Below are 15,665 nucleotides of genomic sequence, written 5' to 3' on the forward strand. Positions count from 1 at the left end.
TTTTTAAAACCTGTCGGGTTTGGAATATCTATTTCTCAAATCCAAGAACTTCTCGAACTTTTGCTAAAACACCATTGGCAACAATTGAAGCTTTTGCAGCACCTTTTTTCAAAAGTGCATCAACTTCTTCAAGATTGTTGATGTAGTAATTGTATTTTTCTCTTTCGTTTTTAAATTTTTCTGTAATCAATTCAAACAAAGCTTGTTTGGCGTGACCGTAACCGTAATTTCCGCCTAAATAATTGGCTCTCATTTCGGCAATCTGAGCTTCATTTGCTAAAAGCGAATAAATCGCAAATGCATTGCAAGTGTCCGGATTTTTTGGTTCTTCAAGTGGCGTACTATCCGTTTCGATACTCATAACCTGCTTGCGAAGCGTTTTATCATCCAGGAAAATATTGATAATATTATTGGCCGATTTACTCATTTTTCCCCCATTTGTTCCGGGAATCAACATGCTGTCTTCCTGAATTTTAGCTTGAGGAATTACAAATGTTTCACCCATTTGGTGATTAAAACGAGAAGCGACATCACGGGTAATTTCAACATGCTGCAATTGGTCTTTCCCAACCGGAACAAATTCAGCATCATACAATAAAATATCTGCCGCCATTAACATCGGATACGTAAAAAGTCCGGCGTTAACATCGTCTAAACGATCTGATTTATCTTTGAAAGAATGTGCCAGAGTCAAACGCTGAAACGGAAAAAAACAGCTTAAATACCAGGTCAATTCAGCAGTTTGAGTCACATCAGATTGTCTGTAAAACGTAACTTTATCAGGATTTAGACCACATGCAAGCCAGGCGGCTGCCGTGCTGTATGTGTTTTCTCTTAATGTTTTGCCATCTTTAATTTGTGTAATCGAATGTAAATCAGCGATAAACAAAAAAGATTCGTTTGCCGGATTATTCGATAACTCAATTGCCGGAATAATTGCGCCCAATAAATTGCCTAAGTGTGGCGTTCCAGTACTCTGAACACCAGTAAGTATTTTTGCCATTCTATTTTTTCTTGTTACTAAACGCAAAGTTCGTTTTTTTACCTCAAAGTCTGTAATTTTTTTGACTGCAAATTTTATGACGTAGAATCAATAAGTTTTTCTTGTATGATAATTTTTACCGCAGAGAAAGCAAAGTTTTTTCGCAAAGTTTGCAAAGTCTTTAATAAAGGTTTTTGAAGTTCACAAAGCTTTGTTTATAAATTATTTACAACTCTCCTGATTCCGTTTTTTAATAAAACTTCGTTGAAATTTATTAGAAGACCTAGTTTATAATTTCCAAGTTTTAAATAAGTTAAGGTTTGAGCTAAGTGATTCACCGTAAGTGATTCGACACTTTTTATTTCAATTATGAATTTATTTTCTACTATCAAATCAATCCGATAACCACAATCTAGTTTTACTTCTTCAAAAATTAGAGGCATTGCTTTTTCCTTTTCTACAAAAAGTCCACGTTGTTTAATTTTATAAAATAGACATTCCTGATAAACATTCTCCAATAAACCCGGACCAAGTACTTTATGAATTCCAATAGCAAGTCCAATAACAATATTTGAGATTTCGTTTTCTGTCATAATTAAAAAAACAACAAATTTAATAAATTTTTTCTTATAAAATTTGCCACGATTTCTGCTGCGCCTATTTTTTTTGCTGTTTGAAAACTATATAAAGTATAAAACAAAGCTTAGTGAACTTTAAAGTCTTCCTAAAAATTACTTTGCAAACTTTGCGAAAAAACTTTGCTTTCTCTGCGTTAAAAAAACATCAAGTAACCCCCATTGCAATTAAAAAAAAGTGATTTTACCAACACGACTAATTCTTTTTTGTAAAATTCACTTCTGTTTTATTACATTTGAAACCATGAAAGGAATTAAAATTGTTTTTTGGGTTTTATGGCGTATTTGGTTTTATATCTTAATGGCCATTCCGATATTGATTATGCTGCCATTTCTGCTGATTTCTATTATATCTGAGAGTGGTTATCCCTATTTCTTTAAAATGGCCCGCATTTGGGCTAAATTTATCCTTTTTGGGATGGGTTTTTATTATAAAGTTGAACGTCAGCAAAAGCTTGAAAAGAAAAAAAGCTATATGATTGTTGCTAATCATACTTCAATGACTGACATTATGCTGATGTTGGCAATTGTTAGAAATCCTTTTGTTTTTGTTGGAAAGAAAGAACTTTCTAAGATTCCGCTGTTTGGATTTTTCTATAAAAGAACTTGTATTTTGGTCGACAGAAATTCTTCTAAAAGTAAAAACGATGTCTTTAAAAGAGCACAAGACAGACTTAATCAAGGACTTAGTATTTGTATTTTTCCTGAAGGAGGAGTTCCGGACGATGAAACTATTTTGCTGGATGAGTTTAAAGACGGCGCTTTTAGATTAGCAATAGAACATCAAATTCCGATTGTTCCGGTTGTTTTTGCCGATAACAAAGAGCGTTTCTCGTATACTTTTATGAGCGGAAGTCCTGGAAAAATGAGAACTAAAGTATTACCATTTATTGAGACAAAAGGACTTGGAAGCGAAAACAGAAAAGAGCTTCGTGATGAAGTCAGACAATTGATTTATAATGGTTTGATCGAATTCAATAAAGAAAAATAAAATACAATTATATAAAAAAAGACCCGGCAAATTTCTAAAATCTGTCGGGTTTTCTTTTGAATTAAAAACCCCCTTTTTATATTCAAAAATATTATCTGTGAATTATTTTTTCAGAAATAAATCGTAATACTTTTTTAAATTTTAATTTGGTTTTTCTACGGTTTTTATTCAACAACACTTCTATTTTCTCTTTCATGGTTAAAAATATTTAAGGTTGATAATAAAGAGTTTATTAAACTCAGGTTAATGTCATATTAGTATAGAGGGATAAAAACAGAAAAGGTTGCGTTTAGCGTAAAAAAAATCTGTAAAAAATAATAAAAACCCGCTAGCACCCAATCTTAGCTAACGGATTTTTATTGTAATAACCAACCAAATTTATTCTAAAAAAACTCCGAATTGGGTATTATGGCCAATACCTACAAGTCTTACGTCTATTATAAGATGGGATTGTTTTAAAATGGTTGCGTCGATTTTTATTTTTTTTTGAAAATAAAAAACCCGACAAATTTTAAATCTGTCGGGTCTGAATTGTAAAGTTAGTAATTTACTGACTTTTAATCATTTAAGCTCCTGCCAATTCCTTGATATGTGCTTTAATTTTTACTTCTAATTCGTCAGCTAATTCCGGATTATCTTTTATTAAAGCTTTTACGGCATCACGACCTTGTCCTAATTTTGTATCTCCGTAGCTAAACCATGATCCTGCTTTTTTAACGATTTCAAATTCAACCGCTAAGTCAAGAATTTCTCCGGTTTTAGAAACTCCTTCTCCGTACATAATGTCGAATTCGGCAGTTTTAAAAGGCGGAGCCACTTTGTTTTTAACCACTTTTACTTTAGTTCTGTTTCCGATAACGTTCTCACCATCTTTAATTTGAGAAGAACGACGAATATCTAAACGTACAGAAGCATAGAATTTTAAGGCGTTACCACCCGTTGTAGTTTCAGGATTTCCAAACATTACACCAATTTTCTCTCTCAACTGGTTGATGAAGAAAACAGTACAATTTGTTTTACTGATAGTTCCTGTTAATTTTCTCAAAGCCTGAGACATCAAACGTGCGTGAAGACCCATTTTAGAATCTCCCATTTCACCTTCAATCTCACTTTTTGGAGTTAACGCAGCAACAGAGTCAATTACCACAATATCAATTGCTCCTGAACGAATTAAGTTCTCAGCAATTTCTAAAGCTTGTTCCCCGTTATCTGGTTGAGAAATGATCAGGTTTTCGATATCTACGCCTAATTTCTCAGCATAATTTCTATCAAAAGCGTGCTCAGCATCTATAAAAGCTGCAATTCCGCCTGCTTTTTGAGCTTCTGCAATTGCATGTAATGTTAATGTTGTTTTACCAGAAGATTCCGGACCATATATTTCGATAATTCTACCTCTTGGATATCCGTTTACACCCAGCGCTAAATCAACACCAAGAGAACCTGAAGAAATAGTTTCAACTTCTACAATGGCTTTGTCGCCCATTTTCATTACGGTTCCTTTTCCGTATGTCTTATCTAATTTGTCAAGCGTAAGCTGTAACGCTTTTAATTTGGCATCTTTCTCTGAACTCATCTCTTTTTTTTCTTTTTCTTTCATCTAAATTTTTCTTTTTTCTCTTTCAAGCATAAATCAGAAAACGAAATAACTTCCTGACTTTGATTTCTATGGGCGTATAATTTTGTAAAATTAGTTCTTTTTTTTCAAGTTTGATTGTCTCAAATTGTTATAAATTGTCACAAATTGTACTACAAAAACAAAGCCTTTAATTCTGTTGCTTCAGATGGTTTTATTTTTCCGGCAAGCAGCAAACTCAATTGTTTACGACGTAAAGCGGCATCAAAACGCTGAATTTCAAGATCTGTTTCCGGTATAATTGCCGGCACTTCAACAGGTCTTCCGGTATCGTCAACGGCTACAAAAGTGTAAATTGCTTCGTTTGCTTTCGTTCTGTTTCCGGATTCGCGGTCTTCTACCCAGACATCGATAAAAACTTCCATAGAACTTTTGAAAGATCTTGATACTTTTGCTTCAACAGTTACAACACTTCCCAAAGAAATTGCCCTGTTAAAAGCCACGTGATTTACAGAAGCTGTCACTACAATTCGGCGTGAATGTCTGCGGGCTGCAATACTTGCTGCGCGGTCCATACGGGCTAAAAGTTCGCCGCCAAAAAGGTTATTTAAAGGATTTGTTTCGCTCGGTAAAACTAAATCGGTTAAAATAGTTAGAGATTCTGAAGGGTGTTTTGGATTCATTTTTTGTGTAAAAATTTAATTGCTGTCCGCTATAGCGAACAATTTTATTTTTTGCCATAGATTTCAGAGATTAAAATGATTCGGAAAAAACCTGTTCGAATCTCTGAAATTTGTGGCTATTTATTTTTTAATCCTTAGATTTAATCTTTAAAATTGTGACTGGTTAATTCAGCCAATAAACCGCCATTACAGCCGGAATAAAATAGATAACAATAGTTCTCGCACCATCGTAATCTTTGGCTAATCGCTGTCCGAAAAGCATCATTAACAAAGTAATGCAAGAAAAAATGGCTCCGTAAAAGCCAAATTCACGACCGCTGTTTGTTGCCAATTGTATGGCACCAACTACGCATAAAACTCCCGAAATTAATTCTAAGATTAAAAGGTGAAGCAAAGCAAGCGGAACTTGGTTTTTTAAGGGTGTTTTTGCAAAATGACCTTTAAGCCATTCCACATTATCTTTCCAATAAAATATTTTTTCGTATCCTGATTGTAAGAACGTTAAGGCTAAAAATGCTAATATTAAAATAGAGGCAACATTATTCATTTGAAAACTATTTTTTATGAATTAAACGAGTCAGTTTTATAGATAAATCAGTTAAAATTATTTTTGCATTTCCATTTCTTTCAATGTGATACATCGCATCAGAAAGTTCTTTGAAAATATCGTGAATATTATTTCCGTTTACAAAAGGCGCAAAATTTTCGAGTTTAAATTTGTCGACTTTTGGTTCGATATAAACTAAGCTCGGAGCTTCATAATTTAGCAAAAGCGCCTGACGGAACATTTCGATACAAAACTGAATGAATTTTTTCTGGCTTTCGCGGCCAAGTCCCGCAATTTCTTCACTCCAGGAAATTAAATCCTGAATTGCTGCGGCATTTCCTTTTGCCCTAAAAGCGGCGCGAACCCAATTGACAAACCATTGTTCAAAAGGATATTCTGAATCATCTTCTTTTAATAACGAAAGCGCCTTATTGAAATTTCCCTGAGCCTGATGTGCAATTTTTTTAGCTAAGTTTGGATCTATATTTTCTTTAGAAACCAAAGCTTCGGCGATTACTTTTTCGGGTAAACCATTAAAGTGAATTACCTGACAACGAGAACGTATGGTTTGTATAATGTCTTCTTCATTTTCAGAAATCAGAATAAAAATGGTTTTATCCGATGGTTCTTCCAATAGTTTCAAAAGCTTATTGGATGCTGCGATATTCATTTTATCGGCCATCCAGATAATCATAATTTTATAACCGCCTTCGTATGCTTTTAGCGAAAGTGATTTTAAAACTTCCTGCGCATCTTCGACACGAATTTCTCCCTGTTTGTTCTGAACACCCAGCATTTTATACCAGTCAAATAATCCTCCGTAAGGCATTTCCTGAATAAAGGTGCGCCAATCCTGAATAAAATCTAAACTCTTTGGTTTTGTTTTTACATCTTCGGTGGTTACGGTTGGGTAAATAAAATGCAAATCGGGATGCGAAAGGTTTTGAAACTTCAAATTGCAGGAATCATTTCCGTTTGAGTTTTCGTTTCCGGTATTGCTGCACAAAATGTATTGCGCGTAGGCAATAGCTGTTGATAATGTGCCACTTCCTTCTGGCCCAATGAATAATTGTGCATGCGGAATTCGTCCGGAAGATGCACTTTTTATCAAGTGGCTTTTGATGTAATCCTGACCTAAAATTTGTGAAAATTGCATGAAGCAAAGATAGAAGAAAATGATGTAGTCAAAAATTTTCGGAAGAAAGTTTATTGCGTACTTTTTATTTGTGACTTTAAGAATGTTTTTAACTAAAATTTTTGTCGTTTGTTAACCAACTTTTGTTAATAACGAGGCTAATAGGAGCAAATATCGACACTTTTTTGTTAATAGTTTTTTCGAAAAACCGACTAACATAAGGTTTTTTTGGTTATTTATTAGAAGAAAAAATATTTTTTTATAAAGGATATCTTACAGTACAAGTTTTAACATTTTTAACAAAAACCCCGTTAAAACGCATATTTTCCCGACATAAGGGTATATTTTAAGGTTTTTTTAAGGATTTTTTTTGAAAAAAGAAATCAATAAAGTTGCAATTTAAGTTAATTTATATATTTTTGTTTTCATAACAACCAATTATAATTTAGAATCTATGAAAGGGAAAATTATTTTATTAAGTGCACTTTTTTTCTTGACAACTGGAGCTATTTCAGCTCAGGCAAAAAATGCTCCAAGAAGTATTATTAGCACAACAGCTCTTATTCGTAAATACCATGATCAAAAAGAATTGAGTGGTATGCAAAAAGGAGAACTTTTGGAATTATACATTGAGCGTATTAAAGTTTTAGTGAAAACCCTTCCTTACATCGCATTGGTTACTAAACCAGGTGTTACAATGGCAGACTTAGGTATTCCGGACGATTCTGAACACAAAAAAGTATTGGATGCTCAGGCAGTTGGTACAACAAGTTTCTTAGATACAACAGTAGAATTTCAAAGAAAAATGATGCCTTATTCAGATAAAGGAAATCTGATCGCAGCAATTTTATTCTACGAAAGCACATTGAAATCACTACACGAGTTCAACGAATTGAACGAAATGTAATAAAATATTATTTTTTAAAACCTTTTTGAAAGTGTTTACGTAGATGAGTTAGATTTTATGTAACATTTTGGAAAGAGATAAAAATTAACTCGTTCTCGATATGTTCTGACTACTATCAGAAAATTCGAGATGAGTTTTTTCATTTACGCATACCCAAATTACGCATACCCAAATTTATTATTAACCTAATAACACCCCTTTATCATGAAAAAAATTACTCAAATCATCTGTGTGCTTTTGACAGTTACAAGTATGAGTGCTCAACAAGAGAAAGGTATTATGGGCTACAACAATTGGTTAAACAATTGGACCGAATTTAAGCCTAACAAAGTAGAGTATGGAGAAGCAAACCAAATTTTAGCAGGAAACATTTCTGTTAACACTAAATTGCTAAAAAGGAATGTTTATGTTTTGCAAGGTAACGTGTACGTTACTAACAATGCTGTTTTAACAATTGAGCCTGGAACTTTAATTATTGGTGATTTCGAAACAAAAGGAACATTAGTAGTTACAAAAGGTGCGCAACTTGTAGCAGACGGTTTAGAAACTGACCCAATTGTATTTACATCTAACCGCAGCCAGAAAAAAGCTGGAGACTGGGGTGGAGTTGTACTTCTTGGTGATGCTCCAATCAATAAATTTGGAAATGTTGGTTCTTATAACTTAGATCTTGATCCTACGCTTACTACTTATGGTGGTGACAATGCTGCAGGAAATTCAGGAATCTTAAGATTTGTGAGAATAGAATTTGCAGGTAAAAAAGTAAAAGGAGTTGATACTTTCAATGGTTTAACTATTGCAGGTGTTGGAAACAAAACAATTCTTGAAAACGTAATGGTAAGCTACTCTGGTGGCGATGCATTTGCCTTTTACGGAGGTGATGTAAATGCTACTAAATTAGTTTCTTATAAATCAATCAACGACGACTTTAAATTTACTCAGGGAGTTCAATGTCGTTTATACAATTCATTAGCAGTAAGATCTTCTTATTTGTCTAGTAATAAAGACGGTTCTCGTTGCATGGAAGTAAAATCTTTCGAAAAGAAAAGTGAAACAGATTTTACTAAAAAACAAACTTTAGTTGTTGCAACAAACATTACAATGCTTAATGATAGTGATAACATTAAAGCTGATATTCAGTCAGGTCTTGTAAAAGAAGCTGTTTATGTAGCTGAAACTGCTTCACTTGAAATGAAACGCAGCGTAATTTCCGGATTTAATCCTGCTGTTTTATTAGACAGCAAAACAGAGATTAATGATGCCAACCTTAAGAAAATCAAATTTGAGGAAATGTACTTTAACTTATGTAATGGAAACATCTTTACAGAGTACAACTCAAACAATGAAGATCTGGAGAACTGGTACGGAAACAGCGTTTTCTTTAACGTTTATTCACAAAGTGATAACAAAGAGACATTCATTGATATTTTTAACCCTAAGAAGCCAGATTTTAGATTGCAATTAGGAAAAATTACAGCTTCTAGCAGCAATAGATAAATAGATTTCGATTTTTATTTCAAAGCGTAAATTTTATTAATAAAGTCCCCAGACACAATTTATGTATTCGTCTTACCGGACCAAATAAAGATCAAAACATAATGGCTCTATCTACAAAAAAATATTTTATATATATTATATTTTTGGTTTCTCCTGTTACGTTAAGTTTGTATGCGCAAAGTGCAATAGAAAGACCTACAAATTCTATTGATTCTAACTGCGAATCAGCTGCGTATGATGTATGTAACCAAAAGAATGACATAGCTGATCAAAGCATCAGTATATTAGATAATTCTAATCAGCATATAGTAGGGCTTTCCATCCCCAAGGAAAGCTCTGCTATCATTCCTGAAACGAATGGTCAGTCATCAAACTGCGATGAAAATTCATCATTACTTGCCGGTTCTTACTCACTTCTTGCAAAAGATATTATTGAGAACTACAAATATGATTTTTCAGAAACATTCATTGATATCTTGTTTTTTGAGCGTATAGACTTAGCCCGAACACGTACTATATGATTCAAAAAACTACTCTATCAGTATTTCGTTTTATCCTTATTTTTAGTATTTTTTTATGTACTAAAACAAATTCCTGTGCCCAGACAATAGTTCCTCAGCAATTAGATGGTGTGGAAAAAATGTGTGCGGGACCAAGTTTTAATGAATATAATGCAACATTTACTTATGTTGATTTTCCACCCAATACTACATTTGTAATTGAACTTTCTAAGGATAATTTCGCGACTATTATAGTTACGACAAAAATTGCCCCGGATAATAATATCTCGCCAACACAACAAAGTATTAAGTTTTCTCTTCCTACTGATCTGGCTGGTGCAGATAATTATAGTATCAGAGTAAAAAGTTCAACGGGTACAATTAGTCCAAGATTTAAAAATTCAATAAATAATACCTCTTTCGCAGCTTTTTATAAAAACTACGAAAGCGGTTTTTTTATCAATAAAAAGAATTCATCAGCCGTTATTTGTTCAGGAAGTTCAATGACTTTAACTGTAGATAATGATACTCCTGATGTTATAGGTTCTTCGCCTGCAACGTATTCAAATTTAAAATACAGATGGTATAAAGATGATGTTCTAATTGCAGGACAAAGCTCTGCATCGTTACTTGTAAATGCGACAGGAGAATATTTCAGTCAGGTTGATTACGGAGAATGTTCTGAAACCAATGTTGCCTCTAATCACGTAATTGTTACTTCTACTTCATCAGGTTCTGCTGTTACTATAGATTCAAGTTTAGGGAATCCTTTTTGTGACAACGGAGCAGGTACAGTTCTAACAGCAACTGCAGGAAGCGGAGGTTATTTATGGAAAAAAGATGGTGTGTTAGTCACAGGAGGTACTACCCGCAGCATTACTACAAGCGAGCCTGGAGTTTATACAGTAGACGTTAACTTTGGATCTTGTACTGCTACAGGAACAATCAATCTTGAAGGTAATGGTTTTAACGCAAGTATAGACGTTCCGGACGAATACAAACTGAGCGACGGAGAAACATTAAACGTTTCAGTTACAACAAATGCTTCAAGTCCAAAATACGAGTGGTATTTAAATAATAATCTTATTACAGGTGCCGAAACAGCTACTTATTTGGTTGCAACCAAAGGGAATTACAGAGTAAAAATTTCTCAGGCAGGAACTTGTATTGCAACTAAAGAATTTAGTTTTAAGGTTACTTCTGAAGCTGATTCTGTTACAAATGTTATTCCTAATATTATCAAGTTAAGCGGTGTTAACCCATATTGGAACATTCCGGATATTTATAAAAATGATGCAACTAAGGTTTTAATCATTAGTTCAAATGGAGACAAGGTTCTTGATGTCGTTAATTACCAGGGTGATTGGCCTCAAACCGCAATAGATTTTAAAAATGTAAATCCAGTATATTACTATGTCATTCAATCCGACACAGGTGAAAAAAAAGGATCAATAACTGTGATAAAATAATATGAAGAAAATTTTACTATTCATAACTTTATTTTACGGTTTTTCAAATGCACTCTATTCCCAGGAAGCCACTGAGAATGGAGTTGTTTCGTTTTCATTACCTATCAGAAATTCTTTAAAGTTTAATAGATATTTAATTAACCCGGCATTCAGTTTTGTACGTGAAACAAATGCTTACGCAAGTTTTTATAATAAAAGACAATGGGTTCAGTTTGATGATGCACCAAATACTTATTTAGCCAATTATTCAGGACGTTTTAAAGAAAACGAAGCTTTTGCTTTTGGCTTATTTCAACAAAATTATGGTCTGATGACTGTCTTTGGCGGAATCGGAAACTTTGCGCATAACATCGTTTTAGAAGAAGACAGTAATTTAACTTTTGGTATCAACGTTGGTATTTATCAAAGTGGTTTAAACAAAGGGAAAATAATATCAGATGACACCAGTATTTTAACCGGTGATTATCCTTCAAATACGATGCTTACTGCTAATCCAGGTATTAACTACGGAACTACATTTCTGGATTTCGGATTATCGATCAACAATTTAGTGCTTTACAATTTCGGATCAGGAATAGTAAAAGATGATCCGGAAAGAGCAATCGAATTACACGCGATGTACACTGGATACATTGACAGCTACGGTTTTTTCGACAAAAGTAAATTTTCTGCAATCGTAAAAACAGAAGTTAAAAAAGACAAAACAATACTTTCAGGTCTGGCGATGATCACACTTCAACAAGGAGTTTGGGCACAGGCCGGATACAATAGTTTATATGGAGTTTCAGGAGGTTTAGGAATTAATATTTCTCCAAGTATTGCTATCGAATACAACTACGAAAGAGGAATGGGCAACTTCACCAATCTTGGTGGATCTCACGAATTTGCAATTGCTTATAAATTCAAAAACAGAAACTATTATTACGGTGATGACGAAGAAGGTTCTTTAATAGATCCGGCTAAGGCAAAACCGGTATTGGCAAAAAAGACAACTTCTGCTCCGGTAACACGTGTCGATGGAGCCGAAAAAGCAAAATTAGCTGCAGATGCTAAGGCTAAAGCCGATGCAGAAGCACAACAGGCAAGATTGGCTGCTGCCGAAAAAGTTAAGGCTGATGCCGAAGCTGCAAAAGCAAAATTACTTGCAGACAATAAAGCAAAAGCGGATGCCGCAGAAGCACAAAAATTAAAACTATCGGCCGATGCCAAAGCAAAAGTAGATGCTGCAGAAGCACAAAAATTAAAATTAGCCGCAGATGCTAAAGCAAAAGCTGATGCCGCAGCAGCAACAAGAGCACAAACAGCAACTACAAACAGAGCAGTTGGTGCAGAACAAAAAACACAAGCACAATTAACAGCTGATAAAGTAAGAGCTGATGCAGAAGCACGCAGAATTAAATTAGCTGCAGATAATAAAGCCAGAGTAGACGCCGCTGCCGCTGCAAGAGCACAAGCAATTGCAAATAAACCAGCAACATCTAGTCCAGCGCCGCAAAAAACACAAGCACAATTAGCTGCTGATAAGGCTAAAGCCGATGCAGAAGCAATGAAATTGAAATTAGCTGCAGATGCAAAAGCGAAAGCAGATGCAGAAAATGCAGGAAAACCAAAAACAGCTCCAGCTGCATCGACACCACAAAAAACGCAGGCACAATTAGCTGCCGAAAAAGCGAAAGCTGATGCAGAAAATGCTGCAAAAGCAAAATTAGAAGCAGATACAAAAGCGAAAGCCGATGCAGAAGCATTAAAAATTAAATTAGCTGCCGATGCAAAAGCCAAAGCAGATGCTGCAGAAGCTAAACGTAAAGCAGATGCAAAAGCAAAAGCTGAAGCGGCAGATTTACAATCAATTTTAGCTGCCGATGCAAAAGCCAAAGCGGACTCAGATGCTTATCAGGCAAGATTAGCTGCTGAAGAAAAAGCAAAAGCTGCGGCTGCTGCCAAAACTAAAGTAAGTATTGATGCTGCAAACAAAGCAAAAGCTGCCGCTGCTGCAAAAGAAAAAGCTGCTGCAGATGCTGCATTAAAAGAAAAATTAGCTGCTGATGCAAAAGCGAAAGCTGATGCAGAAGCAAGAGAAGCAAGAATAGCTGCAGATGCAAAAGCCAAAGCAGATGCTGAAGCATTAAAAATAAAACAAACTGCTGATGCCAAAGCAAAAGCCGAAGCAGATGCACAAGCAAAATTAGCTGCCGATGCAAAAGCGAAAGCGGATGCAGAAGCACTTCAGGCAAAATTAGTTGCCGATGCCAAAGCGAAAGCAGATGCAGAAGCACAACAAGCAAAATTAGCTGCAGATGCGAAAGCAAAAGCCGATACAGATGCGCAACAAGCAAAACTAGCTGCAGATGCAAAAGCAAAAGCAGATATGGAAGCTTTACAGGCAAAATTAATTGCTGACGCAAGAGTAAAAGCAGATGCAGAAGCAACTGCAAAAGCAAAAGCAGAGGCTGAAGCAAAACAATTACAACAAGCAGAAGAAGCTCGTCAGGCAAAATTAGCTGCCGATGCTAAAACAAAAGCCGACGCAGAAGCGCTGAAAGCAAAACAAGCTGCCGATGCAAAAGCGAAAGCTGATGAAGATGCACGTCAGGCGAAATTAGCTGCCGATGCAAAAGCAAAAGCCGATGCAGAAGCATTGCAGGCAAAATTAGTTGCAGACGCAAAAGCAAAAGCTGATGCAGAAGCATTACAGGCAAAACAAGCTGCCGATGCAAAAGCGAAAGCAGATGAAGATGCACGTCAGGCGAAATTAGCTGCCGATGCAAAAGCAAAAGCCGATGCAGAAGCGTTGAAAGTAAAACAAGCTGCCGATGCAAAAGCGAAAGCAGATGAAGATGCACGTCAGGCGAAATTAGCTGCCGATGCAAAAGCAAAAGCTGATGCAGAAGCTTTACAAGCAAAACTTGCTGCGGATGTAAAAGCAAAAGCCGATGCAGAAGCGCTGAAAGTAAAACAAGCTGCGGATGCAAAAGCGAAAGCTGATGAAGAAGCAAGACAAATAAAATTAGCTGCTGATGCAAAAGCAAAAGCAGATGCAGAAGCCCAACAAGCAAAACTTGCTGCCGATGCAAAAGCGAAAGCAGATATGGAAGCATTACAGGCAAAATTACTTGCTGATGCAAAAGTAAAAGCAGATGCAGAAGCTACTGCTAAAGCAAAAGCAGATGCGGAAGCAAAACAATTACAATTAGCTGAAGAAGCAAGATTGGCAAAATTAGCAGCAGATGCTAAAACAAAAGCAGACGCAGAAGCACTAAAAGCAAAACAAGCTTCTGATGCTAAAGCGAAAGCGGATGAAGATGCACGTCAGGCGAAATTAGCTGCAGATGCAAAAGCAAAAGCTGATGCAGAAGCGCTACAGGCAAAATTAGCAGCCGATGCTAAAGCGAAAGCAGACGCAGATTCACTAAAATCAAAACAAGCTTCAGATGCTAAAGCTAAAGCGGATGAAGATGCACGTCAGGCGAAATTAGCTGCAGATGCAAAAGCAAAAGCCGATGCAGAAGCGCTTCAGGCAAAATTAGCTGCCGATGCAAAAGCAAAAGCTGATGCAGAGGAATCAAAAGCTAAACTTGCTGCAGATGCAAAAGCAAAAGCCGATGCAAAAGCAAAAGCTGAAGAAGATGCTGTAAGAGCAAGACAAGCTGCAGAAGAAAAAGCAAAAGCCGATGCAGAAGCACAACAATTGAAATTAGCTGCAGATGCAAAAGCAAAAGCCGATGCAGAAGCTTTACAAGCAAAACTTGCTGAAGAAGCAGAGTTAAAAGCCAAATTAGCTGCAGATGCTGCGGCTGCAAAAGCGGCTTCAGCTCCTAAAGACGAGACAGCAAAAGCAATTGATGATTTGGCTCAGTCGATAGAAAATTCAGGAAAAACACAAAGTGATATCCTGGCACAGTTTAACGCAACAGTGGCAAACAAACAAAAAGACCTGACTGACTTAAGAGAAGAAAATGATTTAAGTGAAAAAGGAATTTATAAAGAGCCTAAACCGTTCAAAAGTGTTGCGGCAGAAAACAGTCAGTTAGAAGCTTTGAAAGCACAACTTGCGGAAGCTAATAGAAATCAAAAAAATGAAATTGACAAGCTGACTAATTTATATAACGAAAGACTTAAAAAAGTACCAAATAAAAACGATGCTTTAAACAGAGCTTACTTAGAAAAAATTAATCAATTAAAAGCAGCTCAAATAAAAGCAGAACAAGATAGTGCAGCTTTACTGGCGAATTTAGAACGTATTAAAGCAGAAACTGAAATCGAAAAAAGACGTAGAATTAAACGTGCGGCTTACGAAAATGATCAAGGAAGATATGCACAGGATGTTGCTGCTCTAAAACGAATTAAAGAAACAACAAAATTAAGCAGTACACCATTAACAGCAAGTGATTTTGATTTTGGCGAAGACCAGTCAAACATGCAGATTATCAAGAATATTAAAAACTCTGAGAATGGTTATTATTTGATTATTGCAGTTCACAGCAGTGCTGAAAAACGAGATGAATTCCTGACAAAAGCGGTTGCCGCCGGACGTACAGATGTTAATTTCTTTTACAATATAGCAACAAGTAAATATTATATCTATTACGAGAAATTCGAAGGTTTATCTGAAGCAACTAAGGCATTAGAAGCAAAAGGAAACAAACCTTACAACGGGAAAATGGCTATCGTAAAAGTGGAGAATTAATAAGATTAAAGAATAATACATGAAACTCTTAAACGGCTTAAGAGTGAATTGCAGAAAAA

Annotated in this window: 12 protein-coding genes; 6 read left to right on the forward strand and 6 right to left on the reverse strand. The window is 35.5% G+C overall.

What is annotated here, in order from left to right; genetic code table 11:
- Positions 1–28: 28 nt before the first annotated feature.
- Positions 29–1,003, reverse strand: a complete 975-nt coding sequence (trpS, locus tag ACZ0AH_RS00680) for a tryptophan--tRNA ligase (protein ID WP_463473977.1) — start codon at positions 1,001–1,003, stop codon at positions 29–31.
- 194 nt (positions 1,004–1,197) lie between these two features.
- Positions 1,198–1,575: a GxxExxY protein gene (locus ACZ0AH_RS00685; RefSeq protein WP_463473978.1), complete on the reverse strand. Its 378-nt coding sequence runs from the start codon at positions 1,573–1,575 to the stop codon at positions 1,198–1,200.
- Positions 1,576–1,861: 286 nt separating this feature from the next.
- On the opposite strand from ACZ0AH_RS00685, the gene ACZ0AH_RS00690 reads away from it, so the two are divergent.
- A complete protein-coding gene (locus ACZ0AH_RS00690) occupies positions 1,862–2,608 on the forward strand; it encodes a lysophospholipid acyltransferase family protein (protein WP_463473979.1) in 747 nt (248 codons plus the stop codon).
- Between the two features lie 565 nt (positions 2,609–3,173).
- Here the strand turns inward: ACZ0AH_RS00690 and recA are convergent.
- The 4 genes from recA to ACZ0AH_RS00710 all read right to left on the reverse strand — a co-directional run bounded on the left by recA (position 3,174) and on the right by ACZ0AH_RS00710 (position 6,567).
- Positions 3,174–4,181, reverse strand: coding sequence for a recombinase RecA (recA, locus tag ACZ0AH_RS00695; protein WP_463478076.1), 1,008 nt, complete (start codon positions 4,179–4,181; stop codon positions 3,174–3,176).
- A 173-nt stretch (positions 4,182–4,354) separates the two neighbouring features.
- Positions 4,355–4,864 carry an acyl-CoA thioesterase gene (locus ACZ0AH_RS00700; protein ID WP_463473980.1) on the reverse strand — a complete coding sequence of 170 codons (510 nt, stop codon included), beginning with the start codon at positions 4,862–4,864 and terminating at the stop codon, positions 4,355–4,357.
- Positions 4,865–5,027: 163 nt separating this feature from the next.
- A complete protein-coding gene (locus ACZ0AH_RS00705) occupies positions 5,028–5,411 on the reverse strand; it encodes a DoxX family protein (RefSeq protein WP_463473981.1) in 384 nt (127 codons plus the stop codon).
- 7 nt (positions 5,412–5,418) lie between these two features.
- The gene (locus ACZ0AH_RS00710; RefSeq protein ID WP_463473982.1) at positions 5,419–6,567 is read right to left on the reverse strand and encodes a DNA polymerase III subunit; all 1,149 of its coding nucleotides are present in this window, start codon (positions 6,565–6,567) and stop codon (positions 5,419–5,421) included.
- A gap of 433 nt (positions 6,568–7,000) precedes the next feature.
- Here ACZ0AH_RS00710 and ACZ0AH_RS00715 point away from each other — a divergent pair, with 433 nt between their 5' ends.
- The 5 genes from ACZ0AH_RS00715 to ACZ0AH_RS00735 all read left to right on the forward strand — a co-directional run bounded on the left by ACZ0AH_RS00715 (position 7,001) and on the right by ACZ0AH_RS00735 (position 15,606).
- On the forward strand, positions 7,001–7,453 hold the full coding sequence (locus tag ACZ0AH_RS00715) for a hypothetical protein (protein WP_463473983.1): 453 nt from the start codon (positions 7,001–7,003) through the stop codon (positions 7,451–7,453).
- 204 nt (positions 7,454–7,657) lie between these two features.
- A complete protein-coding gene (locus tag ACZ0AH_RS00720) occupies positions 7,658–8,950 on the forward strand; it encodes a hypothetical protein (protein WP_463473984.1) in 1,293 nt (430 codons plus the stop codon).
- Between the two features lie 101 nt (positions 8,951–9,051).
- Positions 9,052–9,471, forward strand: a complete 420-nt coding sequence (locus ACZ0AH_RS00725; RefSeq protein WP_463473985.1) for a hypothetical protein — start codon at positions 9,052–9,054, stop codon at positions 9,469–9,471.
- Positions 9,468–10,919, forward strand: a complete 1,452-nt coding sequence (gene sprC, locus ACZ0AH_RS00730; RefSeq protein WP_463473986.1) for a gliding motility protein SprC — start codon at positions 9,468–9,470, stop codon at positions 10,917–10,919. The genes ACZ0AH_RS00725 and sprC overlap by 4 nt, the downstream gene beginning before the upstream one ends.
- A gap of 1 nt (position 10,920) precedes the next feature.
- On the forward strand, positions 10,921–15,606 hold the full coding sequence (locus tag ACZ0AH_RS00735) for a PorP/SprF family type IX secretion system membrane protein (protein WP_463473987.1): 4,686 nt from the start codon (positions 10,921–10,923) through the stop codon (positions 15,604–15,606).
- Positions 15,607–15,665 lie beyond the last annotated feature (59 nt).

This window comes from Flavobacterium sp. AC105 (assembly GCF_979258495.1).